The 21,524-nt window shown below is 65.1% G+C and carries 21 protein-coding genes; 9 read left to right on the forward strand and 12 right to left on the reverse strand.

Annotated features, from left to right (window positions below):
* Together ATE71_RS14230 and ATE71_RS14235 are read left to right on the forward strand one after the other, a co-directional pair.
* Positions 1–350: OmpA family protein (locus ATE71_RS14230; protein ID WP_152998793.1), on the forward strand; the 350-nt coding region annotated here is incomplete at its 5' end.
* Between the two features lie 232 nt (positions 351–582).
* Positions 583–1,023 carry an ExbD/TolR family protein gene (locus ATE71_RS14235; RefSeq protein WP_058804035.1) on the forward strand — a complete coding sequence of 147 codons (441 nt, stop codon included), beginning with the start codon at positions 583–585 and terminating at the stop codon, positions 1,021–1,023.
* A gap of 22 nt (positions 1,024–1,045) precedes the next feature.
* On the opposite strand, the gene ATE71_RS14240 is transcribed toward ATE71_RS14235, so the two are convergent.
* Positions 1,046–1,582 carry a DUF1993 family protein gene (locus ATE71_RS14240; protein WP_058804109.1) on the reverse strand — a complete coding sequence of 179 codons (537 nt, stop codon included), beginning with the start codon at positions 1,580–1,582 and terminating at the stop codon, positions 1,046–1,048.
* 25 nt (positions 1,583–1,607) lie between these two features.
* On the reverse strand, positions 1,608–3,407 hold the full coding sequence (locus ATE71_RS14245) for an ABC transporter transmembrane domain-containing protein (RefSeq protein WP_058804036.1): 1,800 nt from the start codon (positions 3,405–3,407) through the stop codon (positions 1,608–1,610).
* 233 nt (positions 3,408–3,640) lie between these two features.
* Here ATE71_RS14245 and ATE71_RS14250 point away from each other — a divergent pair, with 233 nt between their 5' ends.
* A complete protein-coding gene (locus ATE71_RS14250) occupies positions 3,641–4,861 on the forward strand; it encodes a polyhydroxyalkanoate depolymerase (RefSeq protein WP_058804037.1) in 1,221 nt (406 codons plus the stop codon).
* A 359-nt stretch (positions 4,862–5,220) separates the two neighbouring features.
* Here the strand turns inward: ATE71_RS14250 and ATE71_RS14255 are convergent, their stop codons facing one another.
* Both ATE71_RS14255 and ATE71_RS14260 read right to left on the reverse strand, forming a co-directional pair.
* Positions 5,221–6,306, reverse strand: a complete 1,086-nt coding sequence (locus ATE71_RS14255; protein WP_058804110.1) for a PepSY-associated TM helix domain-containing protein — start codon at positions 6,304–6,306, stop codon at positions 5,221–5,223.
* Between the two features lie 3 nt (positions 6,307–6,309).
* Positions 6,310–8,505, reverse strand: a complete 2,196-nt coding sequence (locus ATE71_RS14260; RefSeq protein WP_058804038.1) for a TonB-dependent receptor — start codon at positions 8,503–8,505, stop codon at positions 6,310–6,312.
* A gap of 122 nt (positions 8,506–8,627) precedes the next feature.
* Here ATE71_RS14260 and ATE71_RS14265 point away from each other — a divergent pair, with 122 nt between their 5' ends.
* On the forward strand, positions 8,628–10,940 hold the full coding sequence (locus tag ATE71_RS14265) for a patatin-like protein (protein WP_058804039.1): 2,313 nt from the start codon (positions 8,628–8,630) through the stop codon (positions 10,938–10,940).
* Here ATE71_RS14265 and ATE71_RS14270 read toward each other — a convergent pair.
* From ATE71_RS14270 to dnaK, 3 genes are all read right to left on the reverse strand, one after another.
* On the reverse strand, positions 10,937–11,308 hold the full coding sequence (locus tag ATE71_RS14270) for a VOC family protein (protein WP_058804040.1): 372 nt from the start codon (positions 11,306–11,308) through the stop codon (positions 10,937–10,939). The genes ATE71_RS14265 and ATE71_RS14270 overlap by 4 nt on opposite strands.
* Positions 11,309–11,408: 100 nt before the next feature.
* Positions 11,409–12,536: a molecular chaperone DnaJ gene (dnaJ, locus tag ATE71_RS14275; RefSeq protein ID WP_058804041.1), complete on the reverse strand. Its 1,128-nt coding sequence runs from the start codon at positions 12,534–12,536 to the stop codon at positions 11,409–11,411.
* Between the two features lie 60 nt (positions 12,537–12,596).
* Entirely contained in the window at positions 12,597–14,504 is a 1,908-nt protein-coding gene (gene dnaK, locus ATE71_RS14280) for a molecular chaperone DnaK (RefSeq protein WP_058804042.1), read from the reverse strand.
* A 166-nt stretch (positions 14,505–14,670) separates the two neighbouring features.
* Here dnaK and ATE71_RS14285 point away from each other — a divergent pair, with 166 nt between their 5' ends.
* The 5 genes from ATE71_RS14285 (at position 14,671) to ATE71_RS14305 (ending at position 18,144) form a co-directional block, all read left to right on the forward strand.
* Positions 14,671–15,207, forward strand: coding sequence for a copper chaperone PCu(A)C (locus ATE71_RS14285; RefSeq protein WP_058804043.1), 537 nt, complete (start codon positions 14,671–14,673; stop codon positions 15,205–15,207).
* Positions 15,208–15,214: 7 nt separating this feature from the next.
* Positions 15,215–15,691, forward strand: coding sequence for a hypothetical protein (locus ATE71_RS14290; RefSeq protein ID WP_058804044.1), 477 nt, complete (start codon positions 15,215–15,217; stop codon positions 15,689–15,691).
* Complete coding sequence (locus ATE71_RS14295) at positions 15,688–16,146, forward strand: hypothetical protein (RefSeq protein ID WP_235588031.1); 459 nt, start codon at positions 15,688–15,690, stop codon at positions 16,144–16,146. Before ATE71_RS14290 ends, ATE71_RS14295 begins: the two co-directional genes overlap by 4 nt.
* Before the next feature lie 128 nt (positions 16,147–16,274).
* Positions 16,275–16,718 carry a PH domain-containing protein gene (locus tag ATE71_RS14300; RefSeq protein WP_058804045.1) on the forward strand — a complete coding sequence of 148 codons (444 nt, stop codon included), beginning with the start codon at positions 16,275–16,277 and terminating at the stop codon, positions 16,716–16,718.
* A 67-nt stretch (positions 16,719–16,785) separates the two neighbouring features.
* Positions 16,786–18,144: a DNA recombination protein RmuC gene (locus tag ATE71_RS14305; RefSeq protein WP_058804046.1), complete on the forward strand. Its 1,359-nt coding sequence runs from the start codon at positions 16,786–16,788 to the stop codon at positions 18,142–18,144.
* A 52-nt stretch (positions 18,145–18,196) separates the two neighbouring features.
* On the opposite strand, the gene ATE71_RS14310 is transcribed toward ATE71_RS14305, so the two are convergent.
* The 5 genes from ATE71_RS14310 to rapZ form a co-directional block, all read right to left on the reverse strand.
* Positions 18,197–18,907, reverse strand: a complete 711-nt coding sequence (locus tag ATE71_RS14310; RefSeq protein ID WP_058804047.1) for an META domain-containing protein — start codon at positions 18,905–18,907, stop codon at positions 18,197–18,199.
* Positions 18,908–19,038: 131 nt separating this feature from the next.
* Positions 19,039–19,854, reverse strand: a complete 816-nt coding sequence (locus ATE71_RS14315; RefSeq protein WP_058804048.1) for a TrmH family RNA methyltransferase — start codon at positions 19,852–19,854, stop codon at positions 19,039–19,041.
* Between the two features lie 4 nt (positions 19,855–19,858).
* A complete protein-coding gene (locus ATE71_RS14320; RefSeq protein ID WP_058804049.1) occupies positions 19,859–20,137 on the reverse strand; it encodes an HPr family phosphocarrier protein in 279 nt (92 codons plus the stop codon).
* Positions 20,134–20,562 (reverse strand): PTS sugar transporter subunit IIA, encoded by a 429-nt coding sequence (locus ATE71_RS14325; RefSeq protein WP_058804050.1) that lies wholly within the window; start codon positions 20,560–20,562, stop codon positions 20,134–20,136. The genes ATE71_RS14320 and ATE71_RS14325 overlap by 4 nt, the downstream gene beginning before the upstream one ends.
* A gap of 14 nt (positions 20,563–20,576) precedes the next feature.
* Positions 20,577–21,515: an RNase adapter RapZ gene (gene rapZ / locus ATE71_RS14330; RefSeq protein ID WP_058804051.1), complete on the reverse strand. Its 939-nt coding sequence runs from the start codon at positions 21,513–21,515 to the stop codon at positions 20,577–20,579.
* Positions 21,516–21,524 lie beyond the last annotated feature (9 nt).

Here is a 21,524-nt window from a genome sequence, read left to right on the forward strand (position 1 = left end):
CGCCCGGACCGTACATCGTGTATTTTGACTGGGATCAGTCGAACATCACGCCGGAAGCGGCTTCGACGCTCGACAACGCGATCAGCGCCTACAACCGTGGCTGCACGGGTACGCAGGTCATGCTCGCCGGTCACGCCGACCGTTCGGGTTCGGCGACGTACAACGTCGGCCTGTCGAACCGCCGCAACGACGCGGTTCGCAGCTATCTGACCGCTCGCGGTATCTCGGATGGCTCGATCAGCGCGCAGGGCTTCGGCGAAACCCGTCCGGCCGTTGCGACCGCCGACGGCGTCCGCAACGACCAGAACCGTCGCGTGGAAATCACTTACGGTCCGAACTCGGGCATGTAAGACCGATTTCCATCCCCGACGGGGACTGGAAGAAAAAGAAGGGCGGTACCGCAAGGTGCCGCCCTTTCTTTATGCGCGTGCTGTCGTCGGTGCCGACCGGCGCGGATTCGGATCTCGCTTGCCAAGCTCCAAAGATGATATACCATCACTTTGAGGGCGCGGGATGGTCTTGAGCCCTCGTCCGGGGCGGATGCCCGACGCATGCGGGCATCCCTTTGCGGGGAGAGTGACGATGCAAAGACGCCGTAGCCTGTTCCATCGCAGCATTTTCCGGGCCGACCCCAGCGGCGGGCCCGATATCAACACGACGCCGCTGATCGATGTCATGCTGGTGATGTTGGTGATGTTCATCATCACCATCCCGCGGCCGACGCACAGCGTCGATGTGACATTGCCCGGCGAACCGCCAGCGAACAGCCGTATACTCGAAGAAAATCGCGTGACCATCGACACCGCTGACGTGATCCGCTGGAACGACGAGGCGGTCGACCTTGCCCAACTTGGCCTGTTGGTGAAACGGGCCGCCGAGCGGCCCGAGCCCGCGGCGATCCTGCTCGAACCCGATGCGCGGGCGCGCTATCTGCGCGTCGACGAAGCGATCGGCGCGATCCGGCGCAACGGCGGGACCAAGCTCGCCTTTCCCGGCATCCACCAATATAGCGGGCTGATCTGACGCGGGCGGCGCCCGCCGCCGGTCAGGCCGCCGGGGCCGTGCCGGCGCGCAGATAGCGCATCATATAGCCGACATAATCGGCCTTGCCGAGCGGGACGCCCATATGGCGCATGATCGCGTAGGCCGTCGTGCGGTGGAAGAAAAACTGCGGCTGGGCCCAGTCGCGGACATAGTCGAAGGCGCGCATGTCGAAGGTCATGCCGTTCGGCAGGGTAAAGCTGACCATATGATCGGGATCGCTGCCCATGGCGTCGCGGTCGACCGTTTCGAGAATGGCGAGCGCCGCCGCGATCTGCTCCTGCATACCGCCGAAACCGGGAGCGTCCTCGGCAAAGTCCGGTATGTCGATACCGGCGAGCCGCGCGAGTGGTTGCAACGTCTGCGCGCAACTGAAGCGGACCTGCGATGCGAGCGGGAACATGTCGGGCGCGAGTCGCGCGACGGCGAACTGCAATTCACCCACGGCATTTTCCTCGCCCCAGGTGCGTGCGCGCGCCAATTCGCTGGAGAGCGCTTTGAGGCCATTCTGCCACGCCGGTACGGTCAGGTCGTAAAGCATCGTCATATCCTTCGGTGGGTGGATGTCAGGCTGCGGCGAGACTGTCCTGGAACTGGAGCCGCGCGAGGCGGGCGTAAAGGCCGTCGGCGGCGACGAGTTCGTCATGCTTGCCTTCTTCGACGATCCGGCCGTCGTCCATCACAACGATGCGATCGGCGGCGCGTACGGTCGCGAGGCGGTGCGCGATGACGATCGTCGTGCGGTCGTGCATCAGTGTTTCGAGCGCGTCCTGGACGAGCTTTTCGGATTCGGCGTCGAGCGCCGAGGTCGCTTCGTCGAGCAGCAGGAGCGGCGCGCGGCGGAGCAGCGCGCGGGCGATCGCGACGCGCTGGCGCTGGCCGCCCGACAGGCGGGCGCCGCCTTCGCCCATGAAGGTGTCGAGCCCCTGCGGCAGTTTGCGCAAAAACTCCTCTGCATTGGCGGCGCGCGCCGCATTCCACAATTGCTCGTCGGTGGCGTCCCAATTGCCATAGCGCAGATTGTCGCGCGCGGAGGCAGCGAAAATCACCGTTTCTTGCGGTACCATCGCGATGCGCGCGCGGATGTCCGCGGGGTCGGCGTCGATGAGCGGCACGCCGTCGAGGCGGATCTGCCCGCGCTGCGGATCGTAGAAGCGCTCGGCGAGTTGGAAAAGCGTCGATTTGCCCGCGCCCGACGGGCCGACGATGGCGACCGTCTCGCGCGGGCGGATCGCAAGGCTGAAATCGTGGAGTGCGGGGGCGTCGGGGCGCGTCGGATAATGGAACTCGACGTTCGCAAACTCGAGCGTCCCGACCGACGGTTCGGGAAAGCGGCTCGGCTTCGCGGGCGGGGCGATCGTCGCTTCGGCGTTCAGCAATTCGCTCAAGCGCTCGGCCGCGCCGGCGGCGCGGAGAAGGTCGCCATAGACTTCGGTCAGCGCCCCGAAAGCACCCGCGACGAGGCCCCCGGTAAGAACGAAGGCGGCGATGGTGCCGCCCGTGATCGTCCCTTGGGCGACCCCCTCGGCACCGTACCAGAGCAGGGTGGTGATCGCCCCGAAGAGCAGGCCGATCACCGTCGCGGTAATGATCGCGCGCAGGCGAATCCGGCGCTTCGCGGTTGCGAAATTCGCCTCGACCGCTGCGGCGAAACGGTCGGCCTCGCGCGCTTCCTGCCCGAACGCCTGGACGATCTTCATCGCCCCCATTTGTTCGGCTGTGGTAGCGCCGATGTCGGCGACGCGGTCCTGGCTGGTGCGGGAGACTTTTTGGAGCCGGCGGCCGAGGAGGACGATCGGCAGGATGATGACAGGGATGCCGAGCAGGATGCCTGCGGTGAGCTTTGGCGACAGGCTGAACAGATAGATGATGCCGCCGATCCCCATGACGGTGTTGCGCAAGGCCACCGAAACGGTGGTGCCGACGACCTGCTCGATGATCGCGGTATCCGACGTCATCCGCGACGCGATTTCGGACGGACGATTTTCCTCGAAGAAACCGGGAGCGAGGCGCAGCAGGTTCCGTTGGACCGCCTGCCGGATATCGGCGACCGTGCGCTCGCCAAGCCAACTGACGAAGTAGAAGCGCAGCGCTGTGGCAAGCGCGAGCGCGACGCAGATGGCGTAGAAAAGCCGGAAATGCGGCGCGACGTCGCCACCGCCGGCGATGAAGCCGCTGTCTATCATCGCCTTGAACTGCCAGGGGATGGCAAGCGTCGCGAGCGCGGCGATGCCGAGCGCGATCGCGGCGATCACCAGTTGCAGCGGATAGCGGCTGGCATAATGCCACACCATGCGCAGGCTGCCGAGCTTGCGGCGGGGTTCGGTGGAGGCTTTCGCGTCGGAAAGATCGGGTTGGCTTGCCATCGCACCGGCCCTAGCAGCGCCGACCTCAGCGCTCAACGATGCAGAATGCGGCCTGACTTCACGCGCTTTGAAGCGGCGCGATCATAAAGCCGCGCGGCAGCAACGATTATTCGCTTTCGATACGCCCCGCAGTGATTTTGATGCATTGCACAATGAAATCGAGCCCCTAGACTGCCCGCCAAGGAGCAGGTGCCGACAGAGCGCCGCCGGGCTACGCAAGGAACGATTTGAATATGCTGTATCACGCGTTTGACATGCAGAAGAATTGGCTCGCCGGGGCGAGTGCGCTCGCGACCGCGGGCGCCCAGGTCATGCAGCATCCGGCGAATCCGCTCGGCTATTTCGGCGGCAGCCCGATGTTCGCCTCGGCGCTCGAAGTCTTTGCGCATGCGGCGGCGCCGCGCGGCAAGCCAGGGTTCGAGCTGTACGAGACGATCGTTGACGGCGAGACGGTCCGCGTGAGTGAGGCGATCGAGGCGCGCAAGCCGTTCGGCCAGCTCAAGCATTTCAAGCACAAGGGAAGCAAGGGTGCGCCCAAGTTGCTGATCGTCGCGCCGATGTCGGGTCATTATGCGACGCTGCTGCGCGGCACGGTCGAGCGGATGCTGCCCGGCCATGATGTGTGGATCACCGACTGGCGCGATGCGCGCAACGTCCCGCTCGAAGCCGGCAAGTTCGACCTCGACGATTATGTCGACTATCTGATCGCGTGGCTCGAGCATATCGGGCCGGGCGCGCATATGCTGGCGGTGTGCCAGCCGTCGGTGCCCAGCCTCGCCGCCGCGGCGGTCATGGCTGCCGACAAGCATAAGTGCCGTCCCAGAACGCTCACGATGATGGGCGGGCCGATCGACACGCGCAAGGCGCCGACCGCGGTCAACGAACATGCGACGACGCGGCCCTATGCCTGGTTCCAGGAAAATGTGATCGCGACCGTTCCGGCCTGGTATCCGGGCGCCGGGCGCCGCGTCTATCCGGGCTTCCTGCAACTCGCGGGTTTCATGTCGATGAACCTCGGCAATCATATGATGAGCCATTGGGAGATGTTCAAACATCTGGTCGACGGCGATGGCGAGAGCGCCGACAAGACCAAGGAATTTTACGACGAATATCGCGCCGTGTGCGACATGACGGCGGAATTCTACCTCCAGACGGTCGATGTCGTGTTCCAGCGCCATCTGCTGCCCAAGGGCGAGATGACGCATCGCGGCCAACCGGTCGATGTCGGCGCGATCGAGGATATCGCGATCTTGGCGATCGAGGGCGAACGCGACGATATTTCGGGAATCGGCCAGACCAAGGCGGCGCTGACGCTCGCCAAGACGCTACCCCCCGACAAGAAGAAATATCTGATGGCGAAGGGCGTGGGTCACTACGGTATTTTCAACGGCCGCAAATGGCGCGACGAGATTGCGCCGGTGGTCGAAAAATGGATTCGCGCAAACGGTGGGTGACGCCCGAAGACCGATCTTCATTTCATCGTCACCCGGTCTTGATCCGGGGTCCATGACTTCGTCGGTACGATGGATCCTGGATCAAGTCCGGGATGACGAAGGGTGGGGCCGCAACGTCCGCTGACCACGCCAAAACGGATATCCGCAGCAAAAAAAGGAGCGCTGTCCTACATTATCCGGCTGTGGCAGCCTTGGTTCGGCCCTTTAATATGTGGGCAAAACCGGTCGCAGCCCGGGTTGAGGAAGCGGCCAGCAAGCGCGCGCGTGTTCTCCTCGGGCGCAGCCAATAGGGGCTGCAGAAGGTTGAACTTCACTGAACTTTGGAAAATGACGACGCCACCCCAAGCATAAGCTCGTGTCTATATCGACGCCAGCGCCGTCTTCTTTGCCGGGTGCTTCGCGGCTTTCGGTCGCCTGAACCAGAAGGTCCATACAGCAAGGCTGCCGAGCATCGCCATCGCGAGGCCCGAGATCGTGAGCAGGATGCGCCACGCCCAGCCGCCGACCTTCGACGCGTGGATCGGGAAAGCCTTATTGAAAGCCTGCGCGCCGGGCGGGAGTTTCAGCGCGTCGCGCGCGCCGAGCACCTCGCCCGTCGCGGCGTCGAACGCCAGCGTCGAACGGCCATTGGGCAGCCATTCGTCGGGCTGCTTCATTCGGAGGCTGATCGGATCGCCCGCCTTGCGGGGCAGGCTGAGGATGCGGAATTCGGCGTCGGGGAAGCGGCGGCGTGCCTCGGTTAACATCGCGGTATAGTCGGGTTTTTCGGCGAGCGGGCCGCCCCGGTATTTCGGTGGCTCGAGCGCTTTCGCGGTTTCGGCGACAGGGCCGAAGGGCGCGACCATGCCGAGTGCGAAGGGGCGGAAGATCATCATCGTGCCGGTGACGATCGAGATCAGCAGCAAGGGCGCGACGACGATGCCGAGGTCGCGGTGGTGCATGAGGATCGACGGGCGCGACAGGCGCTTCGGCCACAGGCGAAGCTGGAATGTCCGCCGCGTGCGCCACCACAGGATGACGCCGCTGATCACGAAGAACAGCCCGCACAGCCCCGCGACGCCGATCACCCATTCGCCGCTGTCGCCGGCGAACAGGTGATGGTGGAAGTCGAAGATCCAGAGTTCGGGCCGCTCCCACTGGCTCGCCCAGCGCGTCGCGATCTCGCCCGACTGGCTGGCGTATGCGCCCGCGCCCTCTCCAAAACGTAGCTGGTGCAGCCTGAAGCGCTCGTCTGCGTAGATGATGCCCTGCGCGCCGGGCATCGCCATCAGCTTTTCGGTGGTCGCGGCGACCGTCGCGAGGTCGCTGCGCAGCGCATCGCCCGTGCCTGGCACCCCGATCCATAGATGCTCGTAGAGCAGGATCGTGCCCGACAGGCCGAGCATCGCGAGCACCAGGCCGATCAGGCCCCCCGTCCAGCGGTGGAGCGTGTCGAGCAGCTTCATCATTTAAAAGCGGTAGTCCCAGCCGAGCGTGAAGGTCCGCCCGCGCCCCGCGAAGTTGAAGAAATTGTCGGTCGGGCGCTGGGTGTCGCTCGCGTAGCTGATATATTGCTTGTCGAACAGGTTCGATACCGCGAAGCTGACCCCGCCGAGGCCGGTCTGATAGCGGACGATCGCGTCGGTGAGGTTGTAGCCTTCGAAATCGTTGCGCGCGTCGCGGTTCGGGCCGCGGAAGGTGCGCGCCAGGTAGAATTGCGTCTGCACGCGCGCCGAGACGGGGCCGTTGGCATAGGCTGCGGCGAGGTTCAGCCGGTCGGGCGAGATATTCGCGCCGTCGAGGTCGGTTTCGACGACGCCGTCCTCGTCGTCGTCGAACCGGCCGGTGATATGCGCATAGCCCGCCGAGAGCGTAAGCCCGTCGATCGGCATTTTGACCGCCAGGTTGATTTCGAGCCCTTCGATCTCGACGCGCTGGCGCAGCACCTCGAAAATGCCGTCGGGCTTCGCGATGAGCAACTGACCCTTCTTGCTCGACGACCAGAAATAGGTTGCGCTGGCATCAAGCGGGCCGCGCGCTACCTCGACCCCCAGTTCGCGATTGTTCGAGACGATGGGCGAGATGTCGAGGAAATTGTCGATGTCGGTGCCCGCCGTGCGGACGGCGCGGGTGATGCGGCCGACGTCAGGGACGGTATAGCCCTCGGCATAGCTTGCATAGGCGCGAATGCCGGGCACCGGCTCAACGATCACGCCGCCGTTCAGCAGCACATCGTCGAAGGTCGGGCTGCCGCCCGCGACGGCGACGCCGCCATAGGTCGATGGGCCACAATTGGTCGTCACCGTCGCCGAGCAGGCAACGAAGGTGGTCGACGCGAGCGTGCGATAATCGTCGATCGTGATCTTCACATTTTCGTAGCGCACGCCGCCCGCGAGCCGGACAAGACCGTCTGCGAGCTTGAGGTTCGCCTGCCCGAAGGGCGCAAGGCTACGGAAATCGGTCGGCGGCACCCAGGCCCGGTCGGTCGCGATCAGCCGCTGCTCGGTCGAATCCCACAGCGCGTCGAACCCCGCGATCAGCGTCAGCGCATCGAGCCCCGGCACCGTGCGTTCATAGCTCAGCTTGCCGCCATATTTGCGGCTGCGGTTCTGCGACTGGTCGAACAGCGTGCCCGTCTGCGCAATCGCCGGGTCCTGAAAGGTCGCGATCGGGTTGGGTTCGCCGCCGAAGGTGTCGCGGCTGCGGTTCCAGAAAATCTGGCTGATGAAATTGCCACCGCCAAGGTCGGTGTCGGTGAGCGACAGCGCGACGCTTTCGGTGCGCCCCGTTGCGGGGACGCCCGGCGCGATCCCCGGCTCCGCGCTCGTCGGCACGCCGCCAAGCTTGTTGCCCGCAACCGCGGCATAATCGCCGTCGCCTTCGAGTTCGAAGCGGCTGGCGATCAGATCGAGACGCATCGTGTCGGTCACCGCGTAACCGAAGCGACCGAACAGCGAGAGCGTTTCCGAATCCTGCGTTTCGCCTTGCGTCAGATTGATCCCGACCGGGCGTCCCTCGCCGTCGAAAAAGACGCCGCGCCGTTCCCAGGCGGCGCCGACCGACGCATCGAAGCGCCCCGCCTTATACTGGACCAGGCCCGCGACCTTGCCGCCCATGCCCTCGTCGGAGAAATCATTGTCGGCGGTCGCCTGGAGCAGCGCGCGGCCCGACACGCCCTCTTCGGTCGGCGCGCCCACGGTGACCTGGTTGACGATGCCGCCGGTGCCGCCAATCCCCTGCAGCGCGTTCGAGCCAAAGATCAGCTCGACCCGGTCGACGAAAAAGCCGTCGATGGTGAAACCGTCGCGACTGCCGTCGCGCAGCGGGGTCGATTGCGGGATGCCGTTGATCGCATAGAGCGGCGAGCGGCCGCGCAGCGTTTCGCCCGCGCCCGAAAGTTTCTGGCGCGTCGGCGAGAAGCTGGGCGAGAGCGTCGCGACCGCGTCGGTGACCGACCCCGCGATTGCGATCTGCTGGTCGAGCGCATCCTTGTCGATCACCTCGATCGTCAGAGGCAGCGCGTTCGGCGGCAGGATCGTGCGCGCCGCAGTGACGATGATCGTGCCTTCGTCCTCCGTCGTGTCGGCGGGCGCCATATCCTGCGCGAACGTGGGCGAGGACAGCGCCGTGCAGGCGAGCGCGGCGAGAGCGAATGTGCGATTCATCTAAAACTCCTGTGTCGGAGCGCGCGCTAGTGCGACACATTCGCAAAAGCAAGAGGAAAGGCAAGCCTGTGTCGACCAAGGGACAGGGGACAGGCTCGTCAAAGCGCGCTATCACTCCAGCAATGCGGGAAAAGGAACTACGCTTCGCCCTGATCTGTTACGGCGGCATCAGCCTCGCCGTTTATATGCACGGCATCACCAAAGAGATCTGGCGGCTCGCCGCAGCCTCGCGCGCTTTTCACGACCGCGAGGCGATGGCGGGGTCGGGCGGCGTCTACCGCGACCTGCTCGCCGCGATCGCCGATCGGGCCAACATCAAGCTGCGCGTCCTCCCCGATATCATCGCGGGGGCGAGCGCGGGCGGGATCAACGGCATCTTCCTCGCGCGGGGGCTCGCGACGGGCAAATCGCTCGATCCGCTCACCGAACTGTGGCTGGACGACGCCGACGTCGATAGCCTGCTCGATCCCGACGCGCGGCCCTTGTCGGCGATGACGAAATTCTGGGCGGTGCCGATCGCCGGCTGGGCGATGAAGCGGCGCGGCAACGCGATCGACCGCACCGTCGGCGAAGGCGCGCAGGATGAGGTGCGCGCGAAGCTGTCGCGGTTCGTGCGCGCGCGCTGGTTCGAACCGCCCTTTGGCGGCGAGACGTTCACCAACTTGCTCCTCGACGCCTTCGACGCGATGGACGCGGGCACGCACGGCCCGCCGCTGGTCCCCGCCGCGCAGCCCATCGACCTGATCGTATCGGTCACCGATTTTGCCGGGCACAAGGAACAGCTGACGCTCAACAGTCCGCCGCGCGTGACCGAGCAGGAGCATCGGCTAGTCATGCAATTCCGGCAGGACGGCCGCGCGGGCAAGCGGCTCGACGATGTGCCGGGGCTCGTCGCTGCGGCGCGCGCGACCGCAAGTTTTCCGGGCGCCTTTCCGCCCTTCACGCTGCGCGAGCTCGACACGGCGCTGGAAAAGCGCGGCGCCCGCTGGCCCGGCCGCGACGCCTTCATCCGCGCGCAGTTGCCGCGCGCACGCGATGCCGACCCCGCCGACCGCGTGCTCATCGACGGGTCGGTGCTCGCCAACGCGCCCTTCCGGCCGGCGATCGCGGCGCTCAAGCAGCGCCCGGCGCGGCGCGAGATCGACCGGCGCTTCATCTATATCGATCCCAAGCCCGACTATAAATCGATCAGCATCGGCAGGCCGGGGGAACCCGACGAACAGGGTCAGCTTCCCGGCTTCCTGCCGACGATCCTCGGCTCGCTGTCGGCGATCCCGCGCGAACAGCCGATTCGCGAAAATATCGAGATGATCGAGGGCATGTCGCGCCGCATTCGCCGCATGCAGCACATCATCGACGCGATGAAGGTCGAGGTCGAGGAGCAGGTCGCGGCGCTGTTCGGCACGACCTTCTTCCTCGACACGCCGACCCCGGCGCGGCTCGCGAAATGGCGCGCGAAGGCGCAGGATCAGGCGGCGGCGCGCGCGGGTTTCGCCTTTGCGCCCTATGGGCATCTCAAGCTGTCGGCGGTGATCGACGAAATCGCAAACGTCGTCGACCGGCTCGTCCCGCCCGAGGGGCCGGTGCATGTGATCAACCGCCGGATTGCGATGTGGACCGAAGCGCGCGCGCGCGGGCTCGACCGGATTTCGGGCAAGAAGGGTGCGGGTGCGAGCGGCGAGGCGATCGAATTTTTCCGCACCCACGACCTTGGTTTCCGTATTCGCCGCCTGCGCTTCCTTGCGCGGGAACTCGACGCATCGGTCGAGGCGACGCGCGAGCGGCGCGATCCGGCGTGCGAACAAATGCGCGAGACGATCTTTGCCGCGCTCGGCCAATATCTCGAGCGCGAGGGTGATGCGTGGCTCGCCGACCTCGACGTGCCTGCCGATACCGAGCCCGGGCAGTGGATCGACGCGATCGCCGCGCGCCGCGACCTTGTCGCGCTCGATGCAGCGACTGACGAGGTGATCGCGGCGGCGCTCGCCAAACTGCCCAGAGACGACCGGCGGACGATGCTCTTCGCCTATCTGGGCTATCCCTTTTACGACATCGCGACGCTGCCGCTGTTGCAGGGGGAGGGGTTCGACGAATTCGACCCGATCAAGATCGACCGCATCTCGCCCTCCGACGCGACCGCGATCCGCACCGGCGGCGCGGCGGCGATGCTCAAGGGGGTCGAGTTCAACAGCTTCGGGGCCTTCTTCAGCCGCGCGTACCGCGAGAACGACTATTTGTGGGGACGGCTCCACGGTGCCGACCGGCTGATCGACATCGTCGCGAGCAGCGTCACGGGCGAGGGAGCGCTGGCGGCGGACGAGCTGAAAGCGATCAAGCGCCACGCGTTCCACGCGATCCTCGACGAAGAGGAGGGGCGGTTGCCCAAGGTGAAAGCCCTCATCGCCGAACTCAGAGGCGAGATTGGCCGACCCTAGCGATGCTGGTCGATCAGGATGGCGTTGCCGTCGGGATCCACCAGCGTGAAGCTCGCTGGCCCGCTGCCTGTCGGATCGGCTTCGGAGGTCAGCTCGATTCCGGCGTCCTTCAACCGTTGCTGAAGCTCGCGCACGTCGGTGAAGGGATCGACGGACTGGGCATTTTCATCCCATCCCGGGTTGAAAGTCAGGATGTTGCCCTCGAACATCCCCTGAAACAGGCCAATCACCGTGGAGCCATTCTTCAGAATCAGATAGCCATGCTCGGCGTTGCCGCCGAGGTCCTCAAAGCCGAGCTTGCGATAAAAGGCGTGCGATGCGGCTAGATTCTTGACCGCGAGGCTGACCGAAAAAACGCCGAGTTGCATATCGTCCCCTTCGTCGTTGCGAACATAGCGGAGCTATAGAGGGTAGCTTATACCGCTATGGACGGCTTCGCCATGCTTTGGCGGACTGGGGTGAACGCCGTTAATCGGTCAGATCGTCCCACATTTCCTTGATGCGGCCGAAGAAGCCCTGGCTTGCCGGGCATTCCTCGCCCGTCTCGGTCTCGCGGAATTCGCAGAGCAGTTCTTTCTGCCGGGCGGTGAGCCGCGTCGGCGTTTCGACGTCGATCTGGATGACGAGGTCGCCGTGACCGCGGCCGTTCAGGACCGGCATGCCCGCGCCGCGCTGGCGGAGCTGCTTGCCCGACTGGATGCCCGCCGGGATATTGATGTCGTGCTTCTTGCCGTCGAGGCCCGGAATGCTGATCTCGCCGCCGAGTGCCGCGGTCGTGAAGCTGATCGGCGCGCGCGTGAACAGCGTCGTGCCCTCACGCTCGAACACCTTGTGGCGCGCCATGTGGAGGAAGATGTAAAGGTCGCCCGGCGCCGCGCCGCGCGCGCCGCTCTCGCCCTCGCCCGACAGGCGGATGCGCGTTCCTTCGTCGACGCCCGGCGGGATGTTGACGGTCAGCGTCTTGCGCCGGTCAACGCGGCCTTCGCCGTGGCAGGCGTTGCAAGGGTCGGCGATGACCTCGCCTGCGCCCTGGCAGGTCGGACAGGTGCGCTCGACCATGAAGAAACCCTGCTGCGCGCGCACCTTGCCGTGGCCGGCGCAGGTCGTGCAGCGGTTGGTCTGGGTGCCGGGCTTGGCGCCCGATCCGTCGCACGTCTCACAGCGTGCCGCGACGTCGACCTGGATTTCGCGCGTGACGCCCGTGAACGCGTCCTCGAGCCGGATTTCCATGTCGTAACGCAGGTCGGCGCCGCGCGCGGGTCCGCGCTGCTGGCGGCCGCCGCCAAAGGCCGAGCCGAAAATCGATTCGAAAATATCACCGATGTCGCCGAAATCGGCGCCATTGCCGCCGAAACCGCCCGCGCCGCCGTTGACGCCGGCCTTGCCGAAGCGGTCGTATGCAGCGCGTTTCTGCGGGTCCTTCAGGCAGTCATAGGCTTCGCTGATCGCCTTGAAGCGCGCTTCGCTGTCGCCGCACCCCGGATTCTTGTCGGGGTGATATTTCATCGCGAGCTTGCGGTAGCTCGCCTTCAGCGCCGCATCGTCGGCGGTGCGTTCGACTTCCAGCAGTTCGTAATAATCGATGTCGAGCGACATAGTCCAAAAGCCCCCTCAACTCCGCCGCACCTAAGGGGCGCGGCGGAGAGAGTTTCATTCTTACTTCTTGTCGTCTTCGACTTCCGAGAATTCGGCATCGACGACGTCTTCGTCGCTCTTCGCCGCGCCGGCATCATCGGCGCCGGGGGACGCGGCCGACTGCTGCTCCTTCTCGTAGATCGCTTGGCCGAGCTTCATCGCGACCTGCGCGAGTGCGCCGGCCTTTTCGGTCATCGCAGCGGCGTCGCCGCCCTCGACCGCGCTCTTGGCTTCGGCGATCGCGGCCTCGATCTCGGACTTCAGGCCCGCGTCAACCTTATCGCCATGTTCGGCGATCTGGCGTTCGGTCGAGTGGATCAGGCTTTCGGCGTTGTTCTTCGCTTCGGCCGCTTCGCGGCGCGCCTTATCCTCTTCGGCGAACTGTTCGGCGTCCTTGACCATCTGGTCGATGTCGGCGTCCGACAGGCCGCCGCTGGCCTGGATCTTGATCTGCTGTTCCTTGCCGGTGCCCTTGTCTTTGGCATGGACCGACACGATGCCATTGGCGTCGATGTCGAAGGTCACCTCGATCTGCGGCACGCCGCGCGGGGCGGGCGGGATGCCGACGAGATCGAACTGGCCGAGCAGCTTGTTGTCCTGCGCCATTTCGCGCTCGCCCTGAAACACGCGGATCGTCACCGCCGACTGGTTATCGTCGGCCGTCGAATAAACCTGCGACTTCTTGGTCGGGATCGTCGTGTTGCGGTCGATCATCTTGGTCATGATGCCGCCCAGCGTCTCGATACCCAGCGACAGCGGGGTCACGTCGAGCAGCAGCACGTCTTTGACGTCGCCCTGCAGCACGCCCGCTTGGATCGCGGCGCCGATCGCGACGACTTCGTCGGGGTTCACGCCGGTGTGCGGTTCCTTGCCGAAGAAATCCTTCACGACTTCGCGCACGCGCGGCATACGCGTCATGCCGCCGACGAGCACGACTTCGTCGATCTCGCTCGCCGAAACACCGGCGTCCTTGATCGCCTTCTTGCACGGCTCGAGGGTGCGCTTGACCAGCTCTTCGACCAGCTTTTCAAGGTCGGCGCGGGTGATCGTCTTGACAAGGTGCTTCGGCCCGTTGGCGTCGGCGGTGATGAACGGCAGGTTGACCTCGGTCGTCGCGGCCGACGACAGCTCGATCTTCGCCTTTTCGGCGGCTTCCTTGAGCCGCTGGAGCGCCAGCTTGTCGCCGCGCAGGTCGATGCCTTCATCCTTCTTGAACCCGTCGGCGAGATATTCGACCAGCTTGCTGTCGAAATCCTCGCCGCCGAGGAAGGTATCGCCGTTGGTCGACTTCACCTCGAACACGCCGTCGCCGACTTCGAGGATCGAGATGTCGAAGGTGCCGCCGCCAAGGTCATAGACGGCGATCGTCTTGTTCTCGGTTTTGTCGAGGCCATAGGCGAGCGCGGCCGCGGTGGGCTCGTTGATGATGCGCAGCACTTCGAGGCCCGCGATCTTGCCGGCGTCCTTGGTCGCCTGGCGCTGTGCGTCGTTGAAGTAGGCGGGAACGGTGATCACCGCCTGCTCGACCTTTTCGCCCAGATAGGCTTCGGCGGTTTCCTTCATCTTCTGGAGGATGAACGCGCTGATCTGCGACGGCGAATAATCCTCGCCGCCCGCCTTGACCCACGCGTCGCCGTTGGCGCCCTTGACGATGGTATAGGGGACGAGTTCCATGTCCTTCTTGGTCATCGGATCGTCGAAGCGGCGGCCGATCAGGCGCTTCACCGCAAAAATCGTGTTTTCGGGGTTGGTGACGGCCTGGCGCTTCGCCGGCTGGCCGATCAGGCGCTCGCCATCCTTGGCAAAGGCGACGATCGACGGAGTCGTGCGCGTGCCTTCGACATTTTCGATAACTTTGGGTTTTCCGCCTTCCATCACCGCGACGCAGCTGTTCGTGGTGCCGAGGTCGATCCCGATCACTTTGGCCATTGATAATAGGTCCTTGTTGCTTCTCCGGCGCCCTGAAAAGGCACGCCGTCCGTTGAGTCCCATGGGGTTTGATGGGGGCGATATAGGTGCGCTAATCCTTGGCACAAGGGTTTTGACCGCCTATCTGGAATCCGAAAATATCGCGCTTTTACGGAGTCCTCCCAAAATGAAACCCTTTGCCCTTGCCGCCCTTGCCGCCACCGCGCTCAGCCTGACGGGCTGCGGCGAAAATCTGGGCGCCGGAAAGCCGCTCAACGTGGTCAGCGGACATATCGTGATGGGGGCGACCCCGGATCGTCCGGCGGTGGGCTATTTCCGCGTCCAAGGCGGGCCGCAGCCGGTCGAACTCGTCGCGGTCACCGCCGACCTCGCGCAGCGCGTCGAGATGCACGAAAGCGTCAAGGAAAACGGCATGATGACGATGAAGCCGCTGCTCCGCGCCGAGGTTCCCGCCAAGGGCGAACTGGTGTTCAAGCAAGGCGGCAAGCATCTGATGATCTGGGGCATCAACGGCGCCGCCGTGCGCGCCGGCAAGCTGCCGATGGCGTTCGTCTTTACCAACAACAATAATGAACGCATCCTCTTCGACATGGTGATCAAGCCCGCCGAAGGCGGCGCGGCCACCGCCGACCATGGCGCAATGGGCCATGGTTCGATGGAGAAGGGCGCCGAAACGGCGGCGCCGGACGCTGCGAAGAAATAAACGCGGGGTGCCGCGTCCGTCGCGACCGCTGACGCCGGGGGAAATCGCGCTCGCCCGGACCGTGTTCGGCGACGCGATCGCCTATGACTGCGTGCGCATCTGTCACCATAAATGGATATTCTTCCAGCCGCGCGGCGTCGTGATGGCGCCGATGGGCAGCCTGCATTTCAACCCGCACGGCAATCTGTACTGCGACGATTTCAGTGCCGCGTCGCAGCGCCTCAAAGGGCTGTTCATCCACGAAATGACGCATGTGTGGCAGGCGCAGACGCGCGGCCGCTGGTATCTGGTACTGATGCGCCACCCCTTCGCGACCTATGGCTACAGCCTGAAACCTGGCTGGCTGCTGGAACGCTATGGGCTGGAGCAGCAAGCCGAGATCGTGCGCCATTACTGGCTGCTCATGCAGGGCGTCGTCGTGGGCGGCGCGCCGGGGGTTGCGGCGTATCGCGCGATCCTGCCCGAAGAATGGAGCGCTGCATGAGCGATTTCGAATTTGTCTTCGCTCTCTACAGCCTGTTGCTCGGCCTCTCGATGGTCGAACTGCTCGGCGGACTGGGCCGCGCGCTCGAGGTGCGCTTTGCGGCGCAGGCGGAGCGTGAGGCGTTTTCGATCGGCTGGCTGACCCCGCTGCTCGCGATCTTTGTCATGCTCGACCTGTTATCCTTCTGGAGCGCGGCGTGGGTCGCGCGCGGCAGCATCGCGGTGTCGACCACCACGCTGATGGCGGTCGCCGCCTTCGCCAGCGTTTATTTCCTCGCCGCGCGGCTGGTCTTTCCCTCGCACCCGGAGGGGTTCGCCAATCTCGACGTCCATTATTTCCGCGTCCGGCGCATCGTGCTGGGGTTGTTGCTGGTGCTGCTGTTGCGCAGCTGGGCTATTATCTGTCGCTGCCCGACCTGGCGGCAAGTCTGGCGCGCCCGATCGCGTGGATCATGACCCTCGTTCTCGTGGCGCTGATGGCCGCCGCAATGGTCGTCAAGGATCGCCGCTGGAGCATCGCGATCCTTTCGCTGCTGGTCGCGCGCTATGTTGTGATCTATCTCATCTGAACGCAGGAGACGCCCATGCCCGAAGTCCTCGACCGCTTTCGTTCTTCGACCTGGGGCTGGCTGCGGGGAACGCTGCTCGGATGGCTGACCTTGCTCCTGTGCCTCGTCGGCGTCGGCTTCCTGATCATCCTCGTCCAGTGGATCCGCTTTCTCGACGTGACCTATGAACTGACCGAGGACCGGCTGATCCTGCGCAAGGGCATTTTTGTCAAAAGCATCGACGAGATCGAGCTGTACCGCGTCAAGGACGTCCGGATGGATTTCACCCTGATCAACCAATGGGCGGGGATCGGCACGATCGGCATCGATTCGAGCGACGAGACGACGCGCGCGGGCGCGCTGGTGATGCCCTATATCGAGCGCGCGGCCGAGCGGCGCGAGGAAATGCGCCGGCTGGTCGACGCGGCGCGGCAGAAGCGGCGGGTGCGCGAACTCGATGTTTCGAGCGATTTGCTCTGAGCCGAGATTAGCGGCGCGGGCAATTACGGGCTAGCCAGCGGGGCGGCGTTCGTCCTATGTTCCGCACATGGATGGAATGTCGTTTCTCGTCGCCCTTGTTGCTCTCGCGATCGGCGGTCTGATCGGCTGGCTGTTTGCCGGTCGTCAGTCGGGCGCCCTCAAGGCCGAGCGCGACGGACTGTCGGAGCGATTCAAGGTTGCGGTCACCGACTTGGCCGCCGAGGCCGAGGCACGCAAGGCCGCCGACATCCAGCTCGCCTCGCTGCTCAGCGAACAGCGCGCCCGCGACGCAGCGCATGATGCGCAGATTGCACAGCTCAAGGATGCACAGGCGGCGCTCACGACGCAGTTTCGCGAGGTTGGGCAAGCCATGCTCGACAGCGCGCAAAAGGCGTTCCTTGAGCGCGCCGAAGCACGGTTCAAGGAGAGCGAAGCGACCGCGGGGCAAAATCTGAAGGCGTTGCTGAACCCTGTCCACGAGCGGCTGCAGAAATATGAGGAAGCGGTCGGCAAGGTCGAGGCCGAGCGGCGTGATGCCTTCGGCCTGCTTCACGGCCAGATCGCGGCGATGCGCGAAGGCACCGAACGCGTGTCGAGCGAAGCGGCAAAGCTGGTCAACGCGCTGCGCAACGCCCCCAAGGCGCGCGGGCGCTGGGGCGAGCAGCAGCTCAAGAACGTCCTCGAAAGCTGCGGCCTCTCCGAACATGCCGATTTCCAGACCGAGGTCAGCGTGACCGACGGCGACGGCGGGCGACTGCGCCCCGACGTCGTCGTCAAGGTGCCGGGCGGGCAGAGCCTCGTGATCGACGCCAAAGTGTCGCTCAACGCCTATCAGGATGCCTTCGGCGCCGTCGAGGAGCGTGAAAAGGCGCTGCATCTCGCCGCCCATGCCGCGGCGATGAAGGCGCATGTCAACACGCTGGGGGCCAAGGCCTATTGGAACCAGTTTGACGATACCCCCGATTTTGTCGTGATGTTCGTGCCGGGCGAGCATTTCCTCGCCGCGGCGCTCGATCAGGATGCAGGGCTGTGGGACTATGCGTTCGAGCGTAAGGTGCTGCTCGCGACCCCGACGAACCTCATTGCGATCGCGCGCACTGTCGCCGCGGTTTGGCGGCAGGAAAAGCTCGCCAATCAGGCGCGCGAAATCGCTGCGCTCGGCAAGGAGCTCTACGCGCGAATGTCGGTGATGGGCGCGCACATCGCCAAGGTCGGGCGCAATCTCGATCAGGCGACCGGCGCGTACAACGCCTTTGTCGGCAGTTTCGAATCGCAGGTGCTGACGCAGGCAAAGCGGTTCGAGGCGCTCGACGTCGAAACCGGCGACAAGGAGATTGCGGCGCTGCCGGTCGTGGAACAGGCGGCGCGGCCGATGGCCAAGCTGGCGGCGGTGGCCCCGGCGGCGGTGAACGACGCGGGGGAATAGTCAGGCGCTGACCGCTGTAACCGCTCGACACGAACGGAATGATGAGGCCGCTTTAAATCACCCGCTTCAACACCGCTGTCCGCCCTTCGCTCCCGGTCAAGACTAGCGTCCCGTCATCGGCAAAGGTCAGGCTCACCGGCGTTGCCATCAACTGGAAGAACGCCGCTTCCTGCGTCATGCCCGCCCCTGGGCATGCCATTTCGGTCGCCATCAGCGGCCCGGCGGTCAGCGTGCCGTCGGCGGCCTTGTAGCTGCCCGAAAAACGGTTGCAGCCCGCGCTGCCGCTCAGCCGCGTGCCGTCGAATTGCAGCGATGTCGGGCGGTCCTGCGCCACCGCGACGCCGCCGATCGACACGAAGGTCCAGTTCGATCCCGCCAGCGTATCGGGCGGCAAGACTTTGCCGCCGCAGCCGTTCAGCGTCTTGCCGTCGGCGATGACGCGCACCGTATCGGCGTAGCGCCGGTCGCTCATCCCGTCGTTGCACGGGGCGGTCGTGATCATCACCGACAGGCGGGCGCTGACATAGGTGCGGCCGTCCAGCGACGGCTTGGCGCCGGGGTTCGGTACCATGATCTTGGTCGCGCCATAGTCACCGTCATAGTTGAGGCGGTCGGGGGTGATTTCGAGCGTCCAGCCGGGCTCGGTGCCGAGCGCCATATAGGCGGCGGCCGGGGGGTCGCCTGAGGTCTGCGGCGGCGACTCGGTCGCGGGCGCGCAGGCGGCGAGTAGGGGCAGGGCGAGCAGGGGCAGATTGCGGATCATCCAAAGGCCTTTCTCTTCATCATCCCGGACTTGATCCGGGACCCATTCGGCGGCGGCTTATGGGCCGGAGGGAGAATGGATGCTGAATCAAGTTCAGCATGACGAAGTCTATAGCAGTTTGCCGGACGAAACTATCGACGCCGCTGGTTCAGCACTTCATAGGCCATGACCGCGGTCGCGACCGCAGCGTTGAGGCTGTCGGCCTTGCCCATCATGGGCATTTTCACGCGCACGTCGGCGGCGGCGGCATAGTCGGCCGGCATGCCCTGCGATTCATTGCCGGTCAGGATGAAGGTCGGCGCGGCATAGCGCACCGCCTGGTAATCCTCCGTATCGTCGCCGAGCCAGGTTGCGACGAGTTGGCCGGGTCCCTGTCGCAGCCACGGCAGAAACTCCTCCCAGCGCGCCACGACCAGCCGCTGAGTAAAGATCGCCCCCATGCTCGCGCGCACCGCCTCGACCGCATAGGGATCGGTCGATTCGTCGAGCAGGATCAGCCCGCCCGCGCCGACAGCGTCGCCGGTGCGCAGCATTGTGCCAAGGTTACCCGGATCGCGCAGCCGTTCGGCGACGAGCCAGATCGGCGCCGTGTCGCGGTCGATATCGGCGAGCGTCGTTTCGGGTTCGGCATAGATGCCGACCACAGTCTGTGGATTGTTCTTGCCCGACAGTTTCGAAAGGATCGCGGGCGTGGTGTCGATCACCTCGCCGCCCGCCGCCATCGTCGCATCGGCCAGCGCCTTCGCCAACGGATGCGCCGCGCCCTCGGGACCAAGAAACAACCATTGCGGCAGCACACCCGCCTCGCGCGCTTCGGTCGCGATGCGCAGCCCTTCGGCAAGGAAAAGGCGTTCGGCGCGGCGATGGCGTTTTTCGCGCAGCAATCGCATCCGCTTGATCAGCGGGTTCGACAGGCTTTCGATTTGGGAACGGCGACCGATCGCCATGGGCTCAATCCTCGCCGAAGCTGTCCTTGACCAGCCCGACGAGCTTCAGCAGTGCCGCATCGGCACCGTCGCCTCGGGTATGGATCGTGATCGAGTCGCCCTTGGCGGCGCCGAGCATCATCAATCCCATGATCGAGGTTCCGTTGACCCGCGATCCACCCTTTTCGACCTCCACCGACACGGTATCGGGAAGGCGGCTGACGAAGGTGACGAACTTGGCGCTGGCGCGCGCGTGGAGTCCGCGCTGGTTGGTGATTTCGACGGTCTCGCTATTTTCGGTCAAGGGCCTACTCCCAGCATTTCCGACGCGACCGAGATATATTTTTGGCCTGCTTCCTTCGCCGCGATCACCGCAGCGCGAAGCTCCATCGTCTTGCGCGCGCTTTCGAGCCGGATCAGCATCGGCAGATTGACCCCGGCGATCACTTCGGTCCGGCCCGACTCGAGCAAGCTGATCGCAAGGTTCGACGGCGTGCCGCCGAACAGGTCGGTCAGCATCACGACGCCGCGCCCCTCGTCGACCTGGCGGATCGCATCGGCGATTTCCTTGCGACGCATTTCCATATTGTCGTTGGGGCCGATGCACACGGTCGCGACGGCGCGCTGGGGACCGACCACATGCTCCATTGCGCGGACCATTTCCTCGGCAAGGCGGCCGTGCGTCACCAGCACCATTCCCAAAAGCGGCAGAGCCTTATCGTTCGGCATGCAGTCGTCGACCCTTATGTGTTGCCGCCGGACGCGGACGCCGCGGACGGGGGCTTGCCCTCAAGCCCATCTTGCGGGGCAGAGTCAAGGTTGCGGTGGGTCACTGTCGGCGCATGGCCCGCCGCGCGGAGCGTTCGGGCCACACGATCGGCGACATGGACCGAGCGGTGCCGGCCGCCGGTACAGCCAAAGGCAATGGTGACATAGCTTTTGCCCTCGGCACGGTAGCGCGGCAACAAGGTCAGCAGCAGCGCCTCGATCTGCGAAATGCTGCTTTCATAGGCGGGATCGGCGATGACATAGGCCGCGACCGCGGGGTCGAGTCCCGTTCCAGGGCGGAGCTTCGGGTCCCAATGCGGGTTGCGCAGATAGCGCATGTCGAACACCAGGTCGGCGTTGCGCGGCAGGCCGCGCGCGAAACCGAAGCTCAATATCGTCAGCACCGGCTCGTCGGTGTGGGTGTCGCCGAAACGCTGGCGCACTTCCTGCTGCAAGTCGTTGCTGCTGTAATTGGTCGTATCGACGACATGCTCGGCCCAGCGGCGCAACGACTCCATCATCTCGCGCTCGCGCGCGATACCGTCGGCCGCAGGACGATCTTCGGCGAGCGGGTGACGCCGCCGCGTTTCCGAAAAGCGTCGTTCGAGCTCGGCACCCGCACAGTCGATGAACAAGGTCTGGACATCGCGGCCGCCGGTTTCGCGCAGCGCCTTGATCTGCTTGACGAGGCTGGCCGGCTTGAACCCGCGGCTGCGGCTGTCGATCCCGACCGCGAGCGGACGTGTCGCCTCGCTGCCCTTGGTCGGCGCGGCGATCAGCGCCTCGAGCAGCGCGAGCGGCAGATTGTCGACGACCTCCCAACCCAGATCCTCCAGCACCTTGAGCACCGTCGATTTGCCCGCCCCCGACAGGCCAGTGACGAGCAGCAGGCGCGGTTCAGCTGCATCGGTCATCGCCGCGCC

The sequence above is a fragment of the Sphingopyxis sp. H115 genome, assembly GCF_001468465.1.
Lineage (GTDB): Bacteria > Pseudomonadota > Alphaproteobacteria > Sphingomonadales > Sphingomonadaceae > Sphingopyxis.

Coding starts and splice junctions, on each gene's coding strand:
- dnaK (WP_058804042.1), bottom strand. CDS start 14,504: ATGGCCAAAGTGATCGGGATCGACCTCGGCACCACGAACAGCTGCGTC.
- ATE71_RS14270 (WP_058804040.1), bottom strand. CDS start 11,308: ATGCAACTCGGCGTTTTTTCGGTCAGCCTCGCGGTCAAGAATCTAGCC.
- ATE71_RS14255 (WP_058804110.1), bottom strand. CDS start 6,306: ATGAAGCTGCTCGACACGCTCCACCGCTGGACGGGGGGCCTGATCGGC.
- ATE71_RS14310 (WP_058804047.1), bottom strand. CDS start 18,907: ATGATCCGCAATCTGCCCCTGCTCGCCCTGCCCCTACTCGCCGCCTGC.
- ATE71_RS14260 (WP_058804038.1), bottom strand. CDS start 8,505: ATGAATCGCACATTCGCTCTCGCCGCGCTCGCCTGCACGGCGCTGTCC.
- ATE71_RS14295 (WP_235588031.1), top strand. CDS start 15,688: ATGAGCGATTTCGAATTTGTCTTCGCTCTCTACAGCCTGTTGCTCGGC.
- ATE71_RS14240 (WP_058804109.1), bottom strand. CDS start 1,582: ATGCTTTACGACCTGACCGTACCGGCGTGGCAGAATGGCCTCAAAGCG.
- ATE71_RS14245 (WP_058804036.1), bottom strand. CDS start 3,407: ATGGCAAGCCAACCCGATCTTTCCGACGCGAAAGCCTCCACCGAACCC.
- ATE71_RS14235 (WP_058804035.1), top strand. CDS start 583: ATGCAAAGACGCCGTAGCCTGTTCCATCGCAGCATTTTCCGGGCCGAC.
- ATE71_RS14250 (WP_058804037.1), top strand. CDS start 3,641: ATGCTGTATCACGCGTTTGACATGCAGAAGAATTGGCTCGCCGGGGCG.
- ATE71_RS14300 (WP_058804045.1), top strand. CDS start 16,275: ATGCCCGAAGTCCTCGACCGCTTTCGTTCTTCGACCTGGGGCTGGCTG.
- dnaJ (WP_058804041.1), bottom strand. CDS start 12,536: ATGTCGCTCGACATCGATTATTACGAACTGCTGGAAGTCGAACGCACC.
- ATE71_RS14265 (WP_058804039.1), top strand. CDS start 8,628: ATGCGGGAAAAGGAACTACGCTTCGCCCTGATCTGTTACGGCGGCATC.
- ATE71_RS14315 (WP_058804048.1), bottom strand. CDS start 19,854: ATGGCGATCGGTCGCCGTTCCCAAATCGAAAGCCTGTCGAACCCGCTG.
- ATE71_RS14285 (WP_058804043.1), top strand. CDS start 14,671: ATGAAACCCTTTGCCCTTGCCGCCCTTGCCGCCACCGCGCTCAGCCTG.
- ATE71_RS14325 (WP_058804050.1), bottom strand. CDS start 20,562: ATGCCGAACGATAAGGCTCTGCCGCTTTTGGGAATGGTGCTGGTGACG.
- rapZ (WP_058804051.1), bottom strand. CDS start 21,515: ATGACCGATGCAGCTGAACCGCGCCTGCTGCTCGTCACTGGCCTGTCG.
- ATE71_RS14305 (WP_058804046.1), top strand. CDS start 16,786: ATGGATGGAATGTCGTTTCTCGTCGCCCTTGTTGCTCTCGCGATCGGC.